Origin of the sequence: Streptomyces sp. NPDC004266 (assembly GCF_042874095.1) — a bacterium.
In the GTDB taxonomy this organism is placed as follows: Bacteria; Actinomycetota; Actinomycetes; order Streptomycetales; family Streptomycetaceae; genus Streptomyces.
Map to the genome: position 1 here is coordinate 178,377 of NZ_JBIAMM010000014.1, position 15,483 is coordinate 193,859.

At 71.6% G+C, this 15,483-nt stretch carries 11 protein-coding genes; 3 read left to right on the forward strand and 8 right to left on the reverse strand.

Annotation, left to right across the window (positions count from 1 at the left end):
• Nucleotides 1-26: 26 nt before the first annotated feature.
• Together ACFYUZ_RS29835 and ACFYUZ_RS29840 are read right to left on the reverse strand one after the other, a co-directional pair.
• Nucleotides 27-2,363 (reverse strand): hypothetical protein, encoded by a 2,337-nt coding sequence (locus ACFYUZ_RS29835; protein WP_389314401.1) that lies wholly within the window; start codon nucleotides 2,361-2,363, stop codon nucleotides 27-29.
• A 14-nt stretch (nucleotides 2,364-2,377) separates the two neighbouring features.
• Nucleotides 2,378-2,806 carry a hypothetical protein gene (locus ACFYUZ_RS29840; RefSeq protein ID WP_389314403.1) on the reverse strand — a complete coding sequence of 143 codons (429 nt, stop codon included), beginning with the start codon at nucleotides 2,804-2,806 and terminating at the stop codon, nucleotides 2,378-2,380.
• A gap of 458 nt (nucleotides 2,807-3,264) precedes the next feature.
• Here ACFYUZ_RS29840 and ACFYUZ_RS29845 point away from each other — a divergent pair, with 458 nt between their 5' ends.
• The 3 genes from ACFYUZ_RS29845 to ACFYUZ_RS29855 are packed head-to-tail and all read left to right on the forward strand — an operon-like array spanning nucleotide 3,265 to nucleotide 8,507.
• Nucleotides 3,265-4,179, forward strand: coding sequence for a serine/threonine protein kinase (locus ACFYUZ_RS29845; RefSeq protein WP_389314405.1), 915 nt, complete (start codon nucleotides 3,265-3,267; stop codon nucleotides 4,177-4,179).
• Nucleotides 4,180-4,183: 4 nt separating this feature from the next.
• Entirely contained in the window at nucleotides 4,184-6,370 is a 2,187-nt protein-coding gene (locus tag ACFYUZ_RS29850) for a PQQ-binding-like beta-propeller repeat protein (protein WP_389314407.1), read from the forward strand.
• Nucleotides 6,371-6,410: 40 nt separating this feature from the next.
• Nucleotides 6,411-8,507, forward strand: coding sequence for a PQQ-binding-like beta-propeller repeat protein (locus ACFYUZ_RS29855; RefSeq protein ID WP_389314409.1), 2,097 nt, complete (start codon nucleotides 6,411-6,413; stop codon nucleotides 8,505-8,507).
• Nucleotides 8,508-8,519: 12 nt separating this feature from the next.
• Here ACFYUZ_RS29855 and ACFYUZ_RS29860 read toward each other — a convergent pair whose 3' ends face one another.
• The 6 genes from ACFYUZ_RS29860 to ACFYUZ_RS29885 all read right to left on the reverse strand — a co-directional run bounded on the left by ACFYUZ_RS29860 (nucleotide 8,520) and on the right by ACFYUZ_RS29885 (nucleotide 15,386).
• A complete protein-coding gene (locus ACFYUZ_RS29860) occupies nucleotides 8,520-9,164 on the reverse strand; it encodes a hypothetical protein (RefSeq protein ID WP_389314411.1) in 645 nt (214 codons plus the stop codon).
• A 12-nt stretch (nucleotides 9,165-9,176) separates the two neighbouring features.
• Nucleotides 9,177-9,833 carry a hypothetical protein gene (locus ACFYUZ_RS29865; protein WP_389314413.1) on the reverse strand — a complete coding sequence of 219 codons (657 nt, stop codon included), beginning with the start codon at nucleotides 9,831-9,833 and terminating at the stop codon, nucleotides 9,177-9,179.
• 17 nt (nucleotides 9,834-9,850) lie between these two features.
• Nucleotides 9,851-12,169: a hypothetical protein gene (locus ACFYUZ_RS29870; protein WP_389314415.1), complete on the reverse strand. Its 2,319-nt coding sequence runs from the start codon at nucleotides 12,167-12,169 to the stop codon at nucleotides 9,851-9,853.
• Nucleotides 12,170-12,221: 52 nt separating this feature from the next.
• The gene (locus ACFYUZ_RS29875) at nucleotides 12,222-12,641 is read right to left on the reverse strand and encodes a hypothetical protein (protein WP_389314417.1); all 420 of its coding nucleotides are present in this window, start codon (nucleotides 12,639-12,641) and stop codon (nucleotides 12,222-12,224) included.
• Between the two features lie 49 nt (nucleotides 12,642-12,690).
• A complete protein-coding gene (gene mycP, locus ACFYUZ_RS29880; protein WP_389314516.1) occupies nucleotides 12,691-13,857 on the reverse strand; it encodes a type VII secretion-associated serine protease mycosin in 1,167 nt (388 codons plus the stop codon).
• A gap of 77 nt (nucleotides 13,858-13,934) precedes the next feature.
• Nucleotides 13,935-15,386: a WXG100 family type VII secretion target gene (locus tag ACFYUZ_RS29885; protein ID WP_389314419.1), complete on the reverse strand. Its 1,452-nt coding sequence runs from the start codon at nucleotides 15,384-15,386 to the stop codon at nucleotides 13,935-13,937.
• Nucleotides 15,387-15,483: the final 97 nt, after the last annotated feature.

Here is a 15,483-nt window from a genome sequence, read left to right on the forward strand (position 1 = left end):
CCTGGTGAGGTCGGGGCGACGGCGGATCAGCCGGTCTCAGGGGCGTTGCCGGTCTGCCTGGCGTGGGCGTTGCCCTTCAGATAGCCGTTGCTCACGGACTCGATCATGTCCTGACGGAAATCGCTGCTCACCTGGCTGCGGTGCTCGGACAGGAATCGTTCCATCGGGGACTCGGCGCTGTACCGACCAGCCATGTACATGGCCGCGTTGTCGTCGTGGATCTGGTCCTCGGTCTTGTCCTTGTGGTCCTGGACCGACTTGTCCGACCAGTCGCCGATGACCTGCCCGGCCAGCTGCTCCATCGCGCCCGAGCCGGTGTCGACCGCGAGCGGGACGAGGATCGCGGCCGCGCCGGCAGCGGCGGCGGTCGCGGGCAGGAAGGCGACACCGGCCGCGATGGCCGCCGTGGTGCCGAACTCCACCCAGCCGGCCTTGGCCGCCTGTGCCTTCTCGTACTCCTCGTGCTTCTTCATGCCCTCGGCCTCGACCTGGTCCCCACGGGACTGGTCGAGCAGGCCCTGAAGCGTGGCGCCCGTGAACACGGCGCCACGCGCGTGCCCCTCGTCGATCCTGCCGTCCGGACCGACCTGCGCTTCGAGGACGCTGGTGGTGTAGAGGCGCTCGGCGGTGGAGACCGTGGCGTAGGCGTCCGGGTGCTGGCCGAGGGTGCTCAGGAACTTGATCGTCTCGTCCTGCCCGAACACGGGGTGGGCCGCCGTCTCCTTCGTCGGATGGAAGGCGCTGTCCGGGGTGTTCTTGTCCAGAGCCCAGTTGAGGTCGTCGATGTAGCCGGCGCCCATGTTCCCGAGGCTGTCGGCCATCGTCGGCTGCCACTTCTTGAGCAGCTCGGCGTCCTCGCCGTACTTCACGAGGACGTCCTTCATGATCGTGGCCGTGGTCTCGTCCCGCTTCAGCTCCGGCGTCGGATCGTCCCAGGCGTGGCCCAGCGTCGCCGCCTCCAGGGCGTGGCCGAGTGCGTCCGGCATGTACCCCATGGTCTTGGTGAGGTCGTCCGGGTTGTGCCCCTCGATGTCCGGGAAGAACGTGTAGTCCTTGTTCGCGAAGAAGTTCAGGTAATTGGCCTGCTTGTCGCCCTTCTTCGGGTCGAGGTCGACCGTCCCGCCCACCGTGCCGTCCTGGTTGTACGACGTCGGCTCCTTCGAGAAGAAGTCCTTCGCCGCCTCCGGGCTGTGCCCCAGCGCCTCCAGCATCGGGATCATCGGGTCGAAGCCGGAGCCGTTGACGCCCGACGGGTTGTACTGGTTCTGCAGTCCGCCGCCGATCAACGGCTTGCTGTTGGCGAAGAGGTACGGGTCCTTCGCGTGGAGCTGGGTGACGTGCTCCGCGATCGGGACCAGGAACTTCTTGTCGTAGTCGCCGTAGCGCATGATGCCGCCGAGCAACTGGTAGCCGAAGGCCGGGTTGTTGTCGTACTTGGCGAGCGGGATGCGCTCCGTGCCGAGCTTGCGCATGTCCGCGGACCACTTCTCGGTCCACGCGTCGCCGCCCTGCGTCGCCGTCGCCAGGTTGAGCCCCATGTTCCTCTGGAGCTCCTGGACGTCGGCGAGGCGCTGCTTGTCGACCTTCGTGTAGTCGTACGTGTCGGTGGACAGCTGGCCGAAGAACTCCAGGGCGCCCTTCGGGCCCATGCCGTCGTAGAAGGTCCGGGAGAACTCCTTCGAGCCGCTGTTGTCCTTCAGCAGCTCGTTGAGGCGCATCAGCTCCTCGTGCGAGATCTCCCGGCCCTTCTTGGCGAGGTCGACGGCGCGCTGTGCCTCCTCGGCGTCGAGGCTGGTGTACTTCGGGGCGCTGAAGTCGTGCCGGTCGCCGGTGATGTCGGCCTTGAGGGCGTTGGAGCAGGACACGTCGGCGTCGTCGCAGGTCTCGACGATCGCGTCGATCCGCCGCTGCATCGCCTCGATGTCGGCGCGCTCCTTGCGGACCATCTCCTGGAAGTCGGGGTCGTGCCGCATCCCCTGGTCCTTGGTCTGCGACAGCGGCTCGACGGCCTCGACCGTGCCGTCGGACTTCACCCGGAAGCCCTTGGCGGGGGCCTCCGTCTCGACGATCTTCTTGAGGTCGTCCTTCGCCTTCTTGAAGGCGTTGTAGCCGTCCTCCAGGACCTTGTGGATGCCGTCGGCCGCCTTGGCGGCGTCGCCGAACTCCTTCGCCGTCTTGTCCACGAAGGGCTTGGTGACCTCGGCGTTCACCCCGCGCCAGTAGTCGTCCCTGGCCTTCGCGGCCATCGTCGACTGCGCGTCCTGGGCGAGGGTGTCGAGCTTGCCCTTCATCGCGGCCCAGTCGTCGGCGGCGGCCTTCATCTTGTCGAGCGGCGCCTGGTAGACGTTGTCGAAAGTCAGCACAGCAGGTCCCCCGCCTACTTGAGGTACTCGTTGATCCTGGACGCCGAGAGGGCGGCCGCGATGTCCGCCTCTTCCTTGGCGTGCGAGGCCGCGCTGTAGTCGAGGTGGTTGGAGATGTTGGCGCAGGCGTCGAGCAGCGTGTTCAGCTGCGAGCTCCACGTCTCCTGGACGGTCGTCAGCGCGGCCCCGGTGAGGAAGCCGTGGCTGGACAGCCCCGCCCCCGCCTCCGTCGTGCTCGTACGGGCGTGGTTGCCGTCCTTGACCAGCCGGCCGTGCAGGGCGTACGCGGCGCTGCCGATGGCGCCGAGCTTGTCCTGGTCGACGCTCAGGTCGGCGTTGCCCCCGCCGCCTCCGCCGGGTTCGGGGGCGACCTGATTGAGCCTCATGTCCACGTTGGCCGTCGACGTGGACCGTACGGACGCCCACTCCCGATCGAACGACATGCTCTCCCCCGCTGCTTCCGTGACTGCTGTTCCCACCACCGCCGGTTCCTCGACCGCCGGTTCCTCGACAGTCGCTTCCTCGACCGCCGGTTCCCTGACCGTCGATTCCTCGACCGCCACTTCCGTGACCGCGTAACGGTGATCGTCCAGGCTTCGCCTCAGCAAGTTTCACGGCCGGGGAAGCATCGCGATCCTAGCCTCCGGGCACTCGTTCGAGCACTCTCCGTCCGGAAAATACGGCAGGTGCGAGATCATCACGGCGTACACACGCGCGCTTCACCTTCGCAACTCGGACAGCCCGGACGTTCCAGGCCACCACCGGACACCGCGGACCGGGCAGCGACCGGACGCCGCGGACCGGGCCGCCGCTCTCCCGGCCACGGTCCTCCCCCTCCGCCTCGATAGGCTCGTCCCGCCCCCGTCGTCACGGGGTGCCGGAACGACGGGGGGACGTACACGTGGAACAGTCGCGCGCGCGGGAGGAATCCGCGCGCCGGATCGGCCCGTACCGGCTGATCACCCGCCTCGACCCGCCCGCCCCGCCCGGCCGGGGCGGTTCCGCCGTCCCCTGCCGCCGGTTCGTCGCCCGCACGGACGACGGGGAGCGCACGGTCCTCCTGAGCGCCCCGCTGCCCGGCGCCGACCCCACCCGCTTCGCCACGGAGGCCGACGCGGCCCGCCGCCTCCTCGGCCCCTGGATCGCGCCGGTGACCGACCTGGCCGACCCGGGCGAACCCCCCTGGTACGCGACCCCCTACCTCCCCTCGCTCCCCCTCCCCGTGGCCCTCGCCGTCCACGGCGGGCCGCTGCCCGAGGCGACCGTACGGGCCGTGGGCACCGCCCTCGCCGAGGCGCTCGCCGCCGCACACGCCCAGGGCCTCACCCACGCCGGGGTCTCCCCCGCCGCGGTCCTGCTCACCGCCGACGGGCCCCGGCTGACCTGCTTCGGCGCGGTACGGGCCGCCTCGGCCGACGGCGAACCGCGCACCGGCCTGCCGGGCCTCGACCCCGGCGCCCTCGCGCCCGAGCAGGCGACCGGCGGCCGCCCGCGCCCGCCGGGTGACGTCCACGCCCTCGGCGCGGTCCTCGCGTACGCCGCGACCGGCCACACCGTGCCCGAACGTGACGAACTCCCGCCCGCGCTGCGGCCGGTGATCTCCTCCTGCCTGGCCCGCGACCCGGCGGACCGCCCGACCGCCGCCGACCTGACGGCGGCCCTCGCGCCGCCCACCCCGCACCGGACGGTCCTGAACTCGGCCGGCTCCCTGCTCACGCCCGGCTGGCTGCCGGGCCGGGCGGTGGCGGCGCTGGCCCGCCAGTCGTCCGAACTCCTCGCGGCCGAACTCCCCACCGACCCCTCTCCCCGGACCTGACCCCATGCTGTCGCCCCTGACCCACGACGACCCGACCGCCGTCGCCACGTACCGCCTCCTCGCCCGCCTCGGCTCCGGCGGCATGGGCACGGTCTACCTGGCGCGCACGCCCGGCGGCCGCACGGTCGCCCTCAAGACCGTGCACGCGCGCCTGGCAGCCGACCCGGCCTTCCGCAGCCGCTTCCGCCTGGAGACGGACGCGGCGCGGATCATCGGCGCACGGCACGGAGCCGCCGTCGTGGACGCCGACCCGCTGGCCGAGACGCCGTGGCTGGCCACCGAGTACGTCCTCGGGCCGCCGCTCGACGAGGCCGTCGCGCTCGGCGGCCCGCTCCCCGAACCGACCGTCCGCGCCCTCGGCGCCGCCCTCGCCGGGGCCCTCGCCCAGCTGCACTCCTCGGACGTGGTCCACCGCGACCTGAAGCCCTCGAACGTCCTCGTCACCGCCTACGGCCCGAAGGTCATCGACTTCGGCATCGCCCGCGCGGCCGGCGACGACCACCTCACCCGCACGGGGGCGGCGGCCGGCACGCCCGCCTTCATGTCGCCGGAGCAGGCGAGCGGCGAGGAACACACCGCGGCGGGCGACGTGTTCGCCCTGGCCGGCGTCCTCGTCTTCGCCGCCACCGGCCACGGCCCCTTCGGCACGGGCTCCCCCGCCGACCTCCTCTACCGCGTCCGCTACGCCGAACCCGACCTCACCGGCGCCCCCGAGGCCCTGCTGCCGCTCCTGACCGCCTGCCTCGCCAAGGACCCGTCGGCCCGTCCCACCACGGGCACCCTGACGGACCACCTCCACGACGGCCACGGCGACTTCGCGGACCACCTGCCGCCCCTCCTCCTCGCGGACATCGCCCGCCGGGCGACGGACGTCTGGCTGTACGCCCCCCACCGCCTGCCGGCACCGGCGGAATCCGCGACGGCGGCGACGGTCCCGAGCACCCCGCTCTCCCGCCGCCGCGCCCTCGCCCTGGGCGGCGGCTCCCTGCTGGGCCTCGCGGGCGCGGGCGCGGGGCTGTGGGCGTGGCTGGGCCCCCGGCCCGACACCGGAAACGGCCCGCCCGCCGCCGGCCCGACCGCCGTCCCGGCGACGACGGCCTCGGACGGGGCACCGGCGGCGCTGTGGCGGGGGAAGTCGCTGGACCGGGAGGAGAGCGTCACGCCGCTGCCGGCGGGGGACGTGGTGGGCTTCGCGGAGACGGTGTCGTTCCGGGTCCTCGACCCGGAGGACGGCACCGAACTCTGGTCGGACGAAGCGGTCATGGATCCGCATCAGGTCACCACCGACGGCACGCACTTCTACCTGTCGGACGGCCCCTACGAGAAGGCGGGCGCCCTGCTGATCCGCACGCTCGACCCCCGCACCGGCAAGGAGGCGGCGCCGACCATCGAGGTGAAGGGCTTCGACGGCACCGGCTCGGGCACGCAGCTCCTCACCGCTGGCGGCGGGCTGCTCTTCGCCGCCTCGCGGCGGGGCGACCACAGCACCCACCCGGACGTGAACGAGACGGGCTGGCACCTGATCGCGGTCGACCTGCGGACGGGCAGGGAGGCGTGGCGGCGACCGTACGCGTGGGACGGCGTCCGCCCCTGGCTCTCCCAGGTGGCGGGCGGCCGGCTGATCCTGGCCAAGAACAGCGGTGACCTGGAGTCCTTCCTGGTCCAGGCACGCGAGGCGCAGACCGGACGCCAACTGTGGCAGCGCCGCCTGCCGCTGAAGGACTCCTCGCGCTACATCCCCGGCCAGCTCGCGATCGACGAGCGCCACGCGTACTTCGGCGGGGACCGCCTCCGGGCACTGCGCCTCTCCGACGGCGGGATCGCCTGGGAGTACGGCTCCGGCTCCGCCACCACCTCCTACGGCGTCCCGGCCGTGGCGAACGGACTCGTGTACGCGCACGAGAGGAGGGACGCCCCGGGCCTCCTGGCCGTCACGTCCGACTACGGCGTCAGGCGCTGGACGGAGCGGCCCTCCGGCCGCTCGCTGACGCCCGACTTCTTCGCCGCCCCCGTGATCGGCGAGAGGTACGCGTACGCGCCCGTACGAGGCGGGCTGAACGCGATCGACCCGGGCACCGGGCGCTCGGTCTGGGTGTTCCCGACGGACGCCGGCCGGTTCGTCGTCGACAAGGAACGAACCCGCATCATCGGCGCCGGGCAGACGTCCGTCGTGGCCATCCCCCTCGCCTGACCGCGCTCGCCTTCTTTCCCCCACCGACTTGGAAGTTCTCGTGACCACACAGCCCCTCGCCGTCGGCGACCCGCTCCGGCTCGGCCCGTACCGGCTCCTCGGCGTCCTCGGCGAGGGCGGCATGGGCAAGGTGTACATCGGCCGGGACGGCGCCCGTACGACCGCGGCCGTGAAGGTCCTGCGCCCCGAACTCTCCCACGACCAGCACCTCGCGCAGCGGTTCGTCCGCGAGGCCGACATGGCGCGGGCCGTCACGAGCGAGGGCGTGGCCCGGGTCCTCGGCGTCCGGACCGAGGGCGGCCGACCGTGGATCGCCGCCGAGTACCTCGCCGGTCCGACGCTCGACGAGGCCGTCCGTACGTACGGCCCGATGGACGTGCCGACGGTCCGCGCCCTCGCCGCCCGGCTGGCCCGCACGCTGCACGACATCCACGCGGCCGGCCTGGTCCACCGCGACCTCAAGCCCGCGAACATCGTGCTCACCTCGGGCGGCCCGCGGATCATCGACTTCGGCATCGCCCGTCCCGAGCACGGCCTCACGCTCACGACGACGGGCCAGGTCCCCGTCACTCCGGGGTACGGGGCTCCCGAGCAGGTCCTCGGACAGCGCGTCGGCCCGGCCTCGGACGTCTTCTCGCTCGGCGCGGTCCTCGCGTACGCGGCGGGCGGGCGGCGCGCCTTCGACGGCGCGCACGTGGCGGCGGTCCAGTACGAGGTCGTGCACGGGACGCCGGACCTGAGCGCGGTGCCGCCGGAGCTCCAGGAGCTGATCGGCCCGTGCCTGGCGAAGGACCCGGCCTTCCGCCCGGCTCCCCCGCAGATCGCGGAGGCCCTCGCCCCGCCGAAGGGCGCGGACCGCGCGTGGCGCAAGGGCCCGCTGGCCGACGACATCAAGCGGCGCGAGACGGCCACGAAGCGCCTGGCGGCCCCCGAGGACACCGTCGTGCCCGCCTCCGCGCCGTCCCGGCGCCGCTTCCTCACCGGCGCGGCCGTGGGCGTGGCCGTGCTCGGCGTGGGCGGCGGGGCGGGCGCCTGGTGGCTGAACCGCGGCGAACCGAAGTCGCCGACGGCGGACGTGCCGCCCGCCGCGGCGACCCCCGAAGCCGCGTTCGTCTCGGCCATCGACACGAAGCCGGGCGAGGCTCCGAAGGCCCTGTGGGGGCCGCTCGACGTGATGGCCGCGGAGGGCGAACTGCCGCTGCCCGTACGGGACGTGGTGATCGTGCAGGCGAAGACGGGCGGGCTGCTCGCCCTGTCCGTCACGAACGGCAGGGAGCGGTGGCGGGCCGGGGACATCGACGCGGAGGCCGGTTTCGTCTCCGTCGCCGACCGGCTCGTCGTCGGTGTCGACGAGAACGGCGTCCTGAACGCCTTCGTCGCCTCCACCGGCGCCCCCGTCTGGCAGACGCAGTCCGACGTCGACGCCGTCCTCGCCGCGGACGACACGCACGTGTACCTGGTGACGAAGGACGACGAACTGCGCGCCGTCGACGCCTGGACCCTGGCCACGACCTGGGCGCGCCCGATGACGTCCCCGCGCTCCGGGAACGGCCCCGCGAAGGCGGCCGTGGGCAGGAAGCGGCTGGTGATCCACGGCAGGGACGGCCGTTGCGCCGCCCTGTACACGGAGACGGGCGAGACCGACTGGGAGATCAAGGGTCAGGGCACCGACGGTCAGGCCCCGGCGCTCGGCGACAACAACGTCGCCTACTTCGGCGGCGGCAAGCTGACGGCCCGCCGTCTCGACCGCGGCGACTTCCTGTGGGAGGAGGAGACCGGCCTGGGGGGCGACTGGGGCACGCCCACGGCCAGTGGCGACCTCGTCTTCGCGGTCAACAGCTACAACGCCCACCGGTACAGCACCATGCGGGACATCCGCTTCCCCGTCTCCGACTGGTACGAGGTCCTGGACGGCACGGGCCCCGGCACCGTCAACCCGCCGGCCGTGGAGGGCGCCACGGTCTGGCTCCACTCCCCGGACAGCAGCTACGTCAGGGTCGTCCACAAGGAGACCCACGCGCAGCTCTTCGTCATCGAGATGAAGCGCCAGGGCACCTACCAGCTGGCGAGCGGCGGCAACCGCGTCTTCATCGCCCGGGGCGGCCGGATCGGAGCGCTGCCGGTGTTCGGGGTGTAGTCGCGGGCCGCCTCAGGGCCGCGCCTTCGCCGGCACCCCCGCCACCAGCCCCGTCCCCGCGCACCCCAGCTCGGCGGCGACGTGCCGGGCCGCCGCGTTGGCCAGGGTGATCTGCTCGTCCCTGATGCCCGCCCGGTCGGCCTCGTTCTCGTCCGCGCGCTCCAGTTCGGCGTCGAGGACGATCTCGTGGGCCGGTGCCGGCATCCGGCAGGTGAAGTAGACCGAGGCGAAGAGGTCGGACGAGGTCGCGAGGCGCCCGGTGGAGTAGGCCGTCACGGTCGCCTTCGAGGCCTCGCCCGTGGGGACGGCGAGGGCCTCGCGGAGGGTCACGGTGAGGACGTTCTTCTCGTCCCCGGCCGCCTCCAGCGTGCAGAACGGGATGCCCTCCATGCGCTGCTTGCCGCTCTGCGGCGTCCGCGCCGCCTTCCGCAGCTCGCTGAGGACCTTGTCCGGCTCGGACCGGTCGTCCGTCAGCCGGACGTCCTTGCCGGCGATGGCCTCCAGCGCCGACGCCGCGCCGGGCTCCCCGGCGAACCCGCCGCAGACCTCCGCGGCCGACTGCCCCGGCGGGGCGGCGTCGGTTCCCGGCGTGCAGCCGGCCGCCGCCATCGTGAGGGCGGCGGCCGGGAGCAGGATCCTGTGGGCGGTGATGCGCATGGAAGAACCTTCTCAGGAGGACTTCGCGGCGGGCGTCGGCACGCCGGTCACGAGTCCGTCCCCCTCACAGCCCAGCTTCGCCGAGACGTCCCGGGCCGCCGCGTTGGCGAGGGTGATCAGGCGGGTGCGCTGCTCGGTGTCCGTCTCCTCGGCGCCCGCCGGGCCCTGGACGGCCGTCTCGACGACGATGGGGTGGGCGGGCGCCTTGAGCCGGCAGGAGAAGTAGAGCTTGCCCAGGGCGGACGAGGAGAAGGCCTCGACTCCGGTGGCGTACGAGGTCACGGACCCGGCGAGCTCCGGGCCCAGGTACGGGCCCTTCCCCACCGCGTTCACCTCGATCCCGAGGTCCTTCGACGCCTCGCCCGCGGCCTGGAGGCCGCAGTACCTCACCGGCTGCGGCCGGTACGAGTCGGCCCACGGCGCGGCGGCGTCCTCGCGCAGCCGGTCGAGGGCCTTCTCCGGCTTCGACAGGTCGTCCTCGAAGCGCTCGCCGCCGAGGACGGCCTTGAGCGCCGTCGCGGCCGCGGCGTCCTCGGCGAAGCCGCCGCAGGCCTCGGCGGCCGTCAGGCCCTCGGGTCCCTTCGCCGCTCCCCCGTCGCCGCCACCGCATCCGGTGAGGACGGCGGCGACGGCGAGGGCCGTTCCGATTCCGGTCAGTGCGGACCGCATGTGCGTCACTGTGTGCGTCACTTCTTCTCGTACGGGTCGGGCAGCGAGTTGTCGCGGGCGTGCATGCGCGAGTCCCGGACGTACTTGACCAGTTCCTCGTCGAGGTAGTTGCGGTCCTTCTCGCTCCAGCCGGGGGCGTTGGCGTAGGCGATGCCGGGGCGGAGCGCGTTCTCCTTGCCCATGGCCAGCGCCTCGTCCGAGAGGTCGTCCGACTTCTTCTTGAGCAGCTCGTCCTTCTCGTACTTCTCCGCCATGTCGTCGGCCTCCATGCCGATGACGGTCGTGACCGCGCCGCCCACCGTCTCGGCGGCCAGCGGCACCAGGACGCCACCGGCACCACCGGTCAGGACGGCGATGCCGCCGGCCGCCGCCGCGCCGACGCCGAACTTGACCCATTCGGTCGTCCTGCCGACGGCCTTCTTGTGCTCCTCGGAGTCCTTCTCGTAGTCCTTGTCGATCTGCGCCATGCGGGACTCGTCGAGGATTCCCTGCGCCTCCGAGCCGACCCGCAGCGTGGTCCGCGCGTCGGTGAGGTCCCGGTCGTCGAAGGTGGAGCCGGGCTTGGGGCCCACTTGGTCGAGGACGCTCGTCGTGTACAGCGACTCGGCCGCCGAGAGCGTGGAGTGGCCGGTCTCGCTCTGCGACACGATGCCCATGAAGTTGACGGCGTCGCCGCGGTTCCAGAGCAGCCCGGTGTCGAACTCGGAGCCGAAACGCGACCCGCCCTTGCCGTCGTTGAAGCCGAAGGGGGAGTTCCGCTTCTCCTCCATCGTCGTGTCGCTGTCCGTCTCCAGGGAGCGGTTCAGCTCGTCGATGTAGGCGGCGCCCATCTTGCCGAGGCTGTCGTCGATGCCCGGCTGCTCGTGCATGTACTTGGGGTCGCTGCCGTACCGCTCGACGACCTTCTGCATGACCTCCGCGTTCTCCTTGGTCCGCACGTCCTTGAGGCCCTCGGCCTCGGCGTCGTACGGGTGGCCGGTGGTCGCGGACTCCAGGGCGTGACCGAGGGCGTTGTAGCCGGGCTCCTTGGTCCTGTCACCCTTGTCGTTGATCTCCTCGGGCCACTCGCGGTCCTTGGTGAAGTAGTCGAACGGGTCGAGCTTCTTGTCGTCCTTGGTGTTCTCGGGCGTGAGGTCGATGTCGCCGTTGAAGAAGTCCGTCGACGCCTTGGGGTTGTGCCCGAGGCCTTCCATGAAGCCGACCATGGGGTCGCTGCCCAGGTCGCCGCCCATCCAGTTCAGGTGGCTCGGGCCGCCGGTCAGCTGGCGCCAGGCCCGGTCGGCGGGCAGCGCGCCGTCATGGGTCATCTTGCGCTCGGTGATCACGAGCCCGTTGCCGTAGTCCTTGAGGAACTTGTCGTCGTAGTCGCCGACCCGCATCAGGTTGCTCATGACCTGGAAGCCGTACGGGCTGGTGCCGCGCGTCTGGATCGGCTCGCTGCCGGCCTTGATGACGTCGGCCTTCCACTGCTCCATCTCGGGGCTCGTGGAATGGGTCGCGGTGGCGAGCGTCAGACTCCAGTTCGTCTGGAGTTCCTTGAGCTTGTCGCGGTGTTCGATGCCGAGCCGGGAGCCGTCGCTGGGGTCGCCCATGTCGGCCCAGTACTCCATGCTGCCCTTCGGCCCGACCTCCAGGGCGAACTTCTCGGCGAAGTACGGGTCCTTCTGGTTGGCCTTGAAGAGCGCGTTGAGCTTGTCGATCTCCTCGGGGGTGGCGTCGTCGCCCTTCTTGTACAGCTCGTAGGCGGCGTGCGCGTCCTCGGCGTCCTGGGCCTTCGAGGCGGCCTTGAGGGAGTCGTAGTTCGTGCCGGAGAAGTTCATCTTGTCGCTGCCGACGAGACCGCGCAGGGCTCGGGAGGCGACGTCGTCGGCGTTGTTGGCCTTGTCGACCGCGGCCTTGATCGCCGACCGCATCGCCTCGAAGTCGGCCTGCTCGGGCTTGGGCCCGTCGTAGTCCTTGGCCCGGCGGTCGGGGTGGATCAGATAGCTGACGACACCGTCCGGATCGATGCGGATGCCCTTCCCCGGCGCCTCCTGGACCAGCTTCTCCAGCTCGGTCTTCGCCGCCTGGAACTCGCCCTCCGCGTCCCGCAGGATGTTGCGGATGCTGCTCGCCTCGGTGAGGGCGTCGCCGAACTCCTTGGCGGTCTTGCGGACGAACGCCTGGGTCACACCGGCGTTCTCGCCCTTCCAGTCGGCCTTGTCGGCCTTGCCCTGGAGGCCGGTCTCGGCCTTCTCCTTGGTCTTCTCCAGCTTGGACACCGTCTCCGACCAGACGGTGACGGCCTCTTTGAGGCCACCGAGGTTGGCATGGAGGACCTGGTCGAACTTCAGCATCTGTTTCCCTCGTCAGCCGTGCGCGATCGTCGTGGCCGTCACCGGCTCCGGCTTATTTGAAGTGCTTGTCGATCTCGGACATGGAGAAGTTCGTGATGAGCGACTCCTCGTGGTTGACGTGGCTGACCACGGTGTCCTCGAGGTGGTTGTGGATGTGGGCGCAGGCGCTGAGGAGCGCCTCGGCCTGGCCGCGCCAGGTGTCCCACATCGTCCACATCGCCGATCCGGTCAGGAACCCGTCGCCGTCGAGGCTCTTCGCGGCGGTGTCGGTCTGGGCGCCCGCGTGGAAGGCGTCCCGCTCGAACCAGTGGAAGAGCTCCTGGGCCTCGTTGCCGATGGCCTTGAGGTCGGCGGAGGTCACCTTGTAGTCGCTGGCACCGCCACCACCACCGCCACCTTCGGCGGGCACGCTGTTGAGCCTCATCGCCGCGCTCTGGCTGCGGACTTGGCTCCACTCCTCGTCGAACGACATCTACTTCCCCATGAGTGAGTTACGGACGGCCGACGGCAGGGGGCGGGACTCAGCCCCGCCGCGACCGGAGTACGGGTACGGCGATCGCGGCCCCCACCAGAACGGCGGCCCCGATGCCGAGACCGATCCAGAGGGCGGTGTTGCCGCCGGCGTCCTCGGAGGCGACGGGGGCGGGGGCGGGAGCGGCGGAGGACTCCGCCGGCACCGGGTCCGCCGAGGAGGACGCGGAGGCGGACGGCGTCACGGTCTCGGCGAGGTCGTCGATCGGCCGGACGTCGGCCGGACCGGGGTCGCCGGGCGTCTTCAGCGCCCGGAGCGGACGGATGGCGCCGTAGCCGATGTAGTCGTTGCGCTTGGGGCCCTCGGTCGGCGCGGCGATGGTGTTGAGCATGACCTTCAGGACCTGGTTGTTGGTCCAGTCGGGGTGCTTCGCCCAGATGAGCGCGGCGGCGGCGGAGGCGAGGGCGGTGGCGTCGCTGGTGCCGGTGGAGGTGCAGACCCGGCCACCGCTGCAGGCTGCGACGGTGTCCTTGCCGGGGGCCACGATGTCGACCTGCGGGCCGTACTGGGAGATAGGGACGCGCTTCAGCTTCTGGTCGATGGCACCGACGCCGACAACGCCGGGAGTCGCTCCCGGGTACTCCACCTTGTTGCTCTTGTCACCCGTGTTGCCGACCGAGGCGAAGACCAACGCCCCCTTGTCCAAAGCGTACTTCACGGCATCCGTGAGCTGCTGAGAGCCGGCTGTGGCGCCCTGCGAGATGTTGAGAACCTTGGCGCCGGCGTCGACGGCGAAACGAATCGCCTCGGGCGCCAGCTTGTTGAACTGCTCGTCGGCGTAGGCGGCACTGCGGTTCTGGTCGGGGGCCGGCAGCCGAATGGGGAGAATCTTCGCCCCGGGCGCGAGCCCGAAGGCCCCTGCGCCTCCGTTGGCCTTGCCCGTTCCGGCGATGAGTCCTGCCATGCCCGTGCCATGGCCCTCGACGTCGGTGTGCTCGTCTCCCGCCGCCTCGGGAGCCATGTCCTTCCCATCGAGCACCTGTCCGCGAAGGTCCGGATGGTCGTCCTCCACGCCGCTGTCGATCACGGCGACCGTGACACCTTTACCAGTGCTGATCTGCCAGATCTCTTCCGCGCCCATCGCGGTCAGGTGCCACTGACGGTCTCGTTCACCCGCCGCCTGGGCGGGAACGGAAGCGATGCCCACCAGCAGCATCCCCAAGGCGGCCGAGGCGGTGACTCGGGCACGGCTCCGACGAATACTGCTGGTACGCATCTGCTTCCTCGCGCTGATCAGTCGATGACGGGCGGCGCCACACGGCGCCCCTGCTGCCAGGTCTCCTCGTCCTCGACCAGGTAGTCGGGACGCTCTCCGTTCTGCTCCTCGCGGTCACCGGGCTTCGCGGCGTTTCCGCGGACGAGGCCCGAGCCGCCGGCCGTGAAGGGCTTTCCGCCGCCCGCGGCACCGGCGCGCTGCGCCTTGCCGCCGACGACTCCCCCGGTCTCGCCGGCGAGGCGGCGGCCGCCGGTGACGCCGTTCTGGCCGGATGCGCCGCCCATGGGGCCGCCCATGCCGTGCGCGCCGCCCATGCCCCGGCCCATGCCCGTCCGGTTCTGTCCGGTGGGCTCGTTGCCGATGACGGTGCTGCGCGGGATGCCGGTCTGCGGCCGGCCCGTGGTGCTGGGGACCTGACGGCCGCCGCTGATGCCTTCGCGGGGCATGCCCGGCGTGGTGCGGAGACCGCCGGTCTGCGGGCCACGGGGGTTGCCGGTGCCGCCGGTGATGGGAGAGGTGGGGCCCAGGGGGCCCGGACCGCCCTTCACGGTCAGCGGAGGCACGCCCGTGGTCACGAACGGGGGCGTACCGCCGTCCGGCTTGGTGAGCGGCGGCGGGCCGCCCGGGGTGTGCGTCGTCGGCCCGGTGGTGTCCGGCTTCGGCAGGGTCTCCACGCTGTCGATGCCGAGGTCCACGGGGGCGTCGGGCCGGACCTCGGGCTTGATGACGTGGGTCGGCCCGGTCGGGTCGCCCGTCGGTGGGACCGTGGTCGAGTCAGGCGTGGTCCGGGTTTCAGGCTGCTGACGCGTCGTCGACGTGTTTCCCCTGGTAGTACCCGTGGTGCCGCTGTCACCCGTCGTCGAGTACGTGTCGCCCTGGTACTCGCTCTGGCGACCGCGGCCGGGATCCGCCGGCACGAAGTCACCCGGCGGCGGCGGGAACGTCGGCGGCACGAGCTCCGCCATGCGCTGGCTCGAGACGCTGTACGTGCCGGAGAGCTTTGCCATCTCGTCCGCCGCGGCCAGCCTGTTCCGCTCCTCCTGGGCCTCGATGGCCGCGAGGTCCTGGCTGGCGGTGATCGACTTCTTGGCGTCGCGCGCGATGGTCGCCGAGTCGGGGTCGTTGTGGTACTTGATCGCCGCTTCCAGGCTCGCCTTGGCCGCCTCGTTGGAGGTGTAGCGAGGAATGGCGCTCTTCGCGGTGGCGATGGCCTGGGAGGCGAGGTCCATCTCCGTGGCGGCGCTGGTGCTGTACGTACTGAGTGCGTACGTCGAGCTCACCACGTTCGCGGCCCACTCCGTGAAGGCCTTCTCCGCCTCGCCCTTCCAGTCCACCCGGCCCGTCCGGTCCTTGAGCTCGTCGGCGATCGCCTCCAGCTCCGTGGCTGCCGCCTTCAGGCGATCGGCCGCGTTCCTGACCGGGTACGTCTCGGCTTCGTCCAGCCAGTCCAGCATCTTCTGGTGGGTCATCGACTTCGAGTGGAAGTTCGTTCCGCCACTTCGGCCGCCGCCCTCTGCAGGCCTCATCCTTCGCCTCTTCCCCGTGTCCCCGTCATTCCGTCAAAGC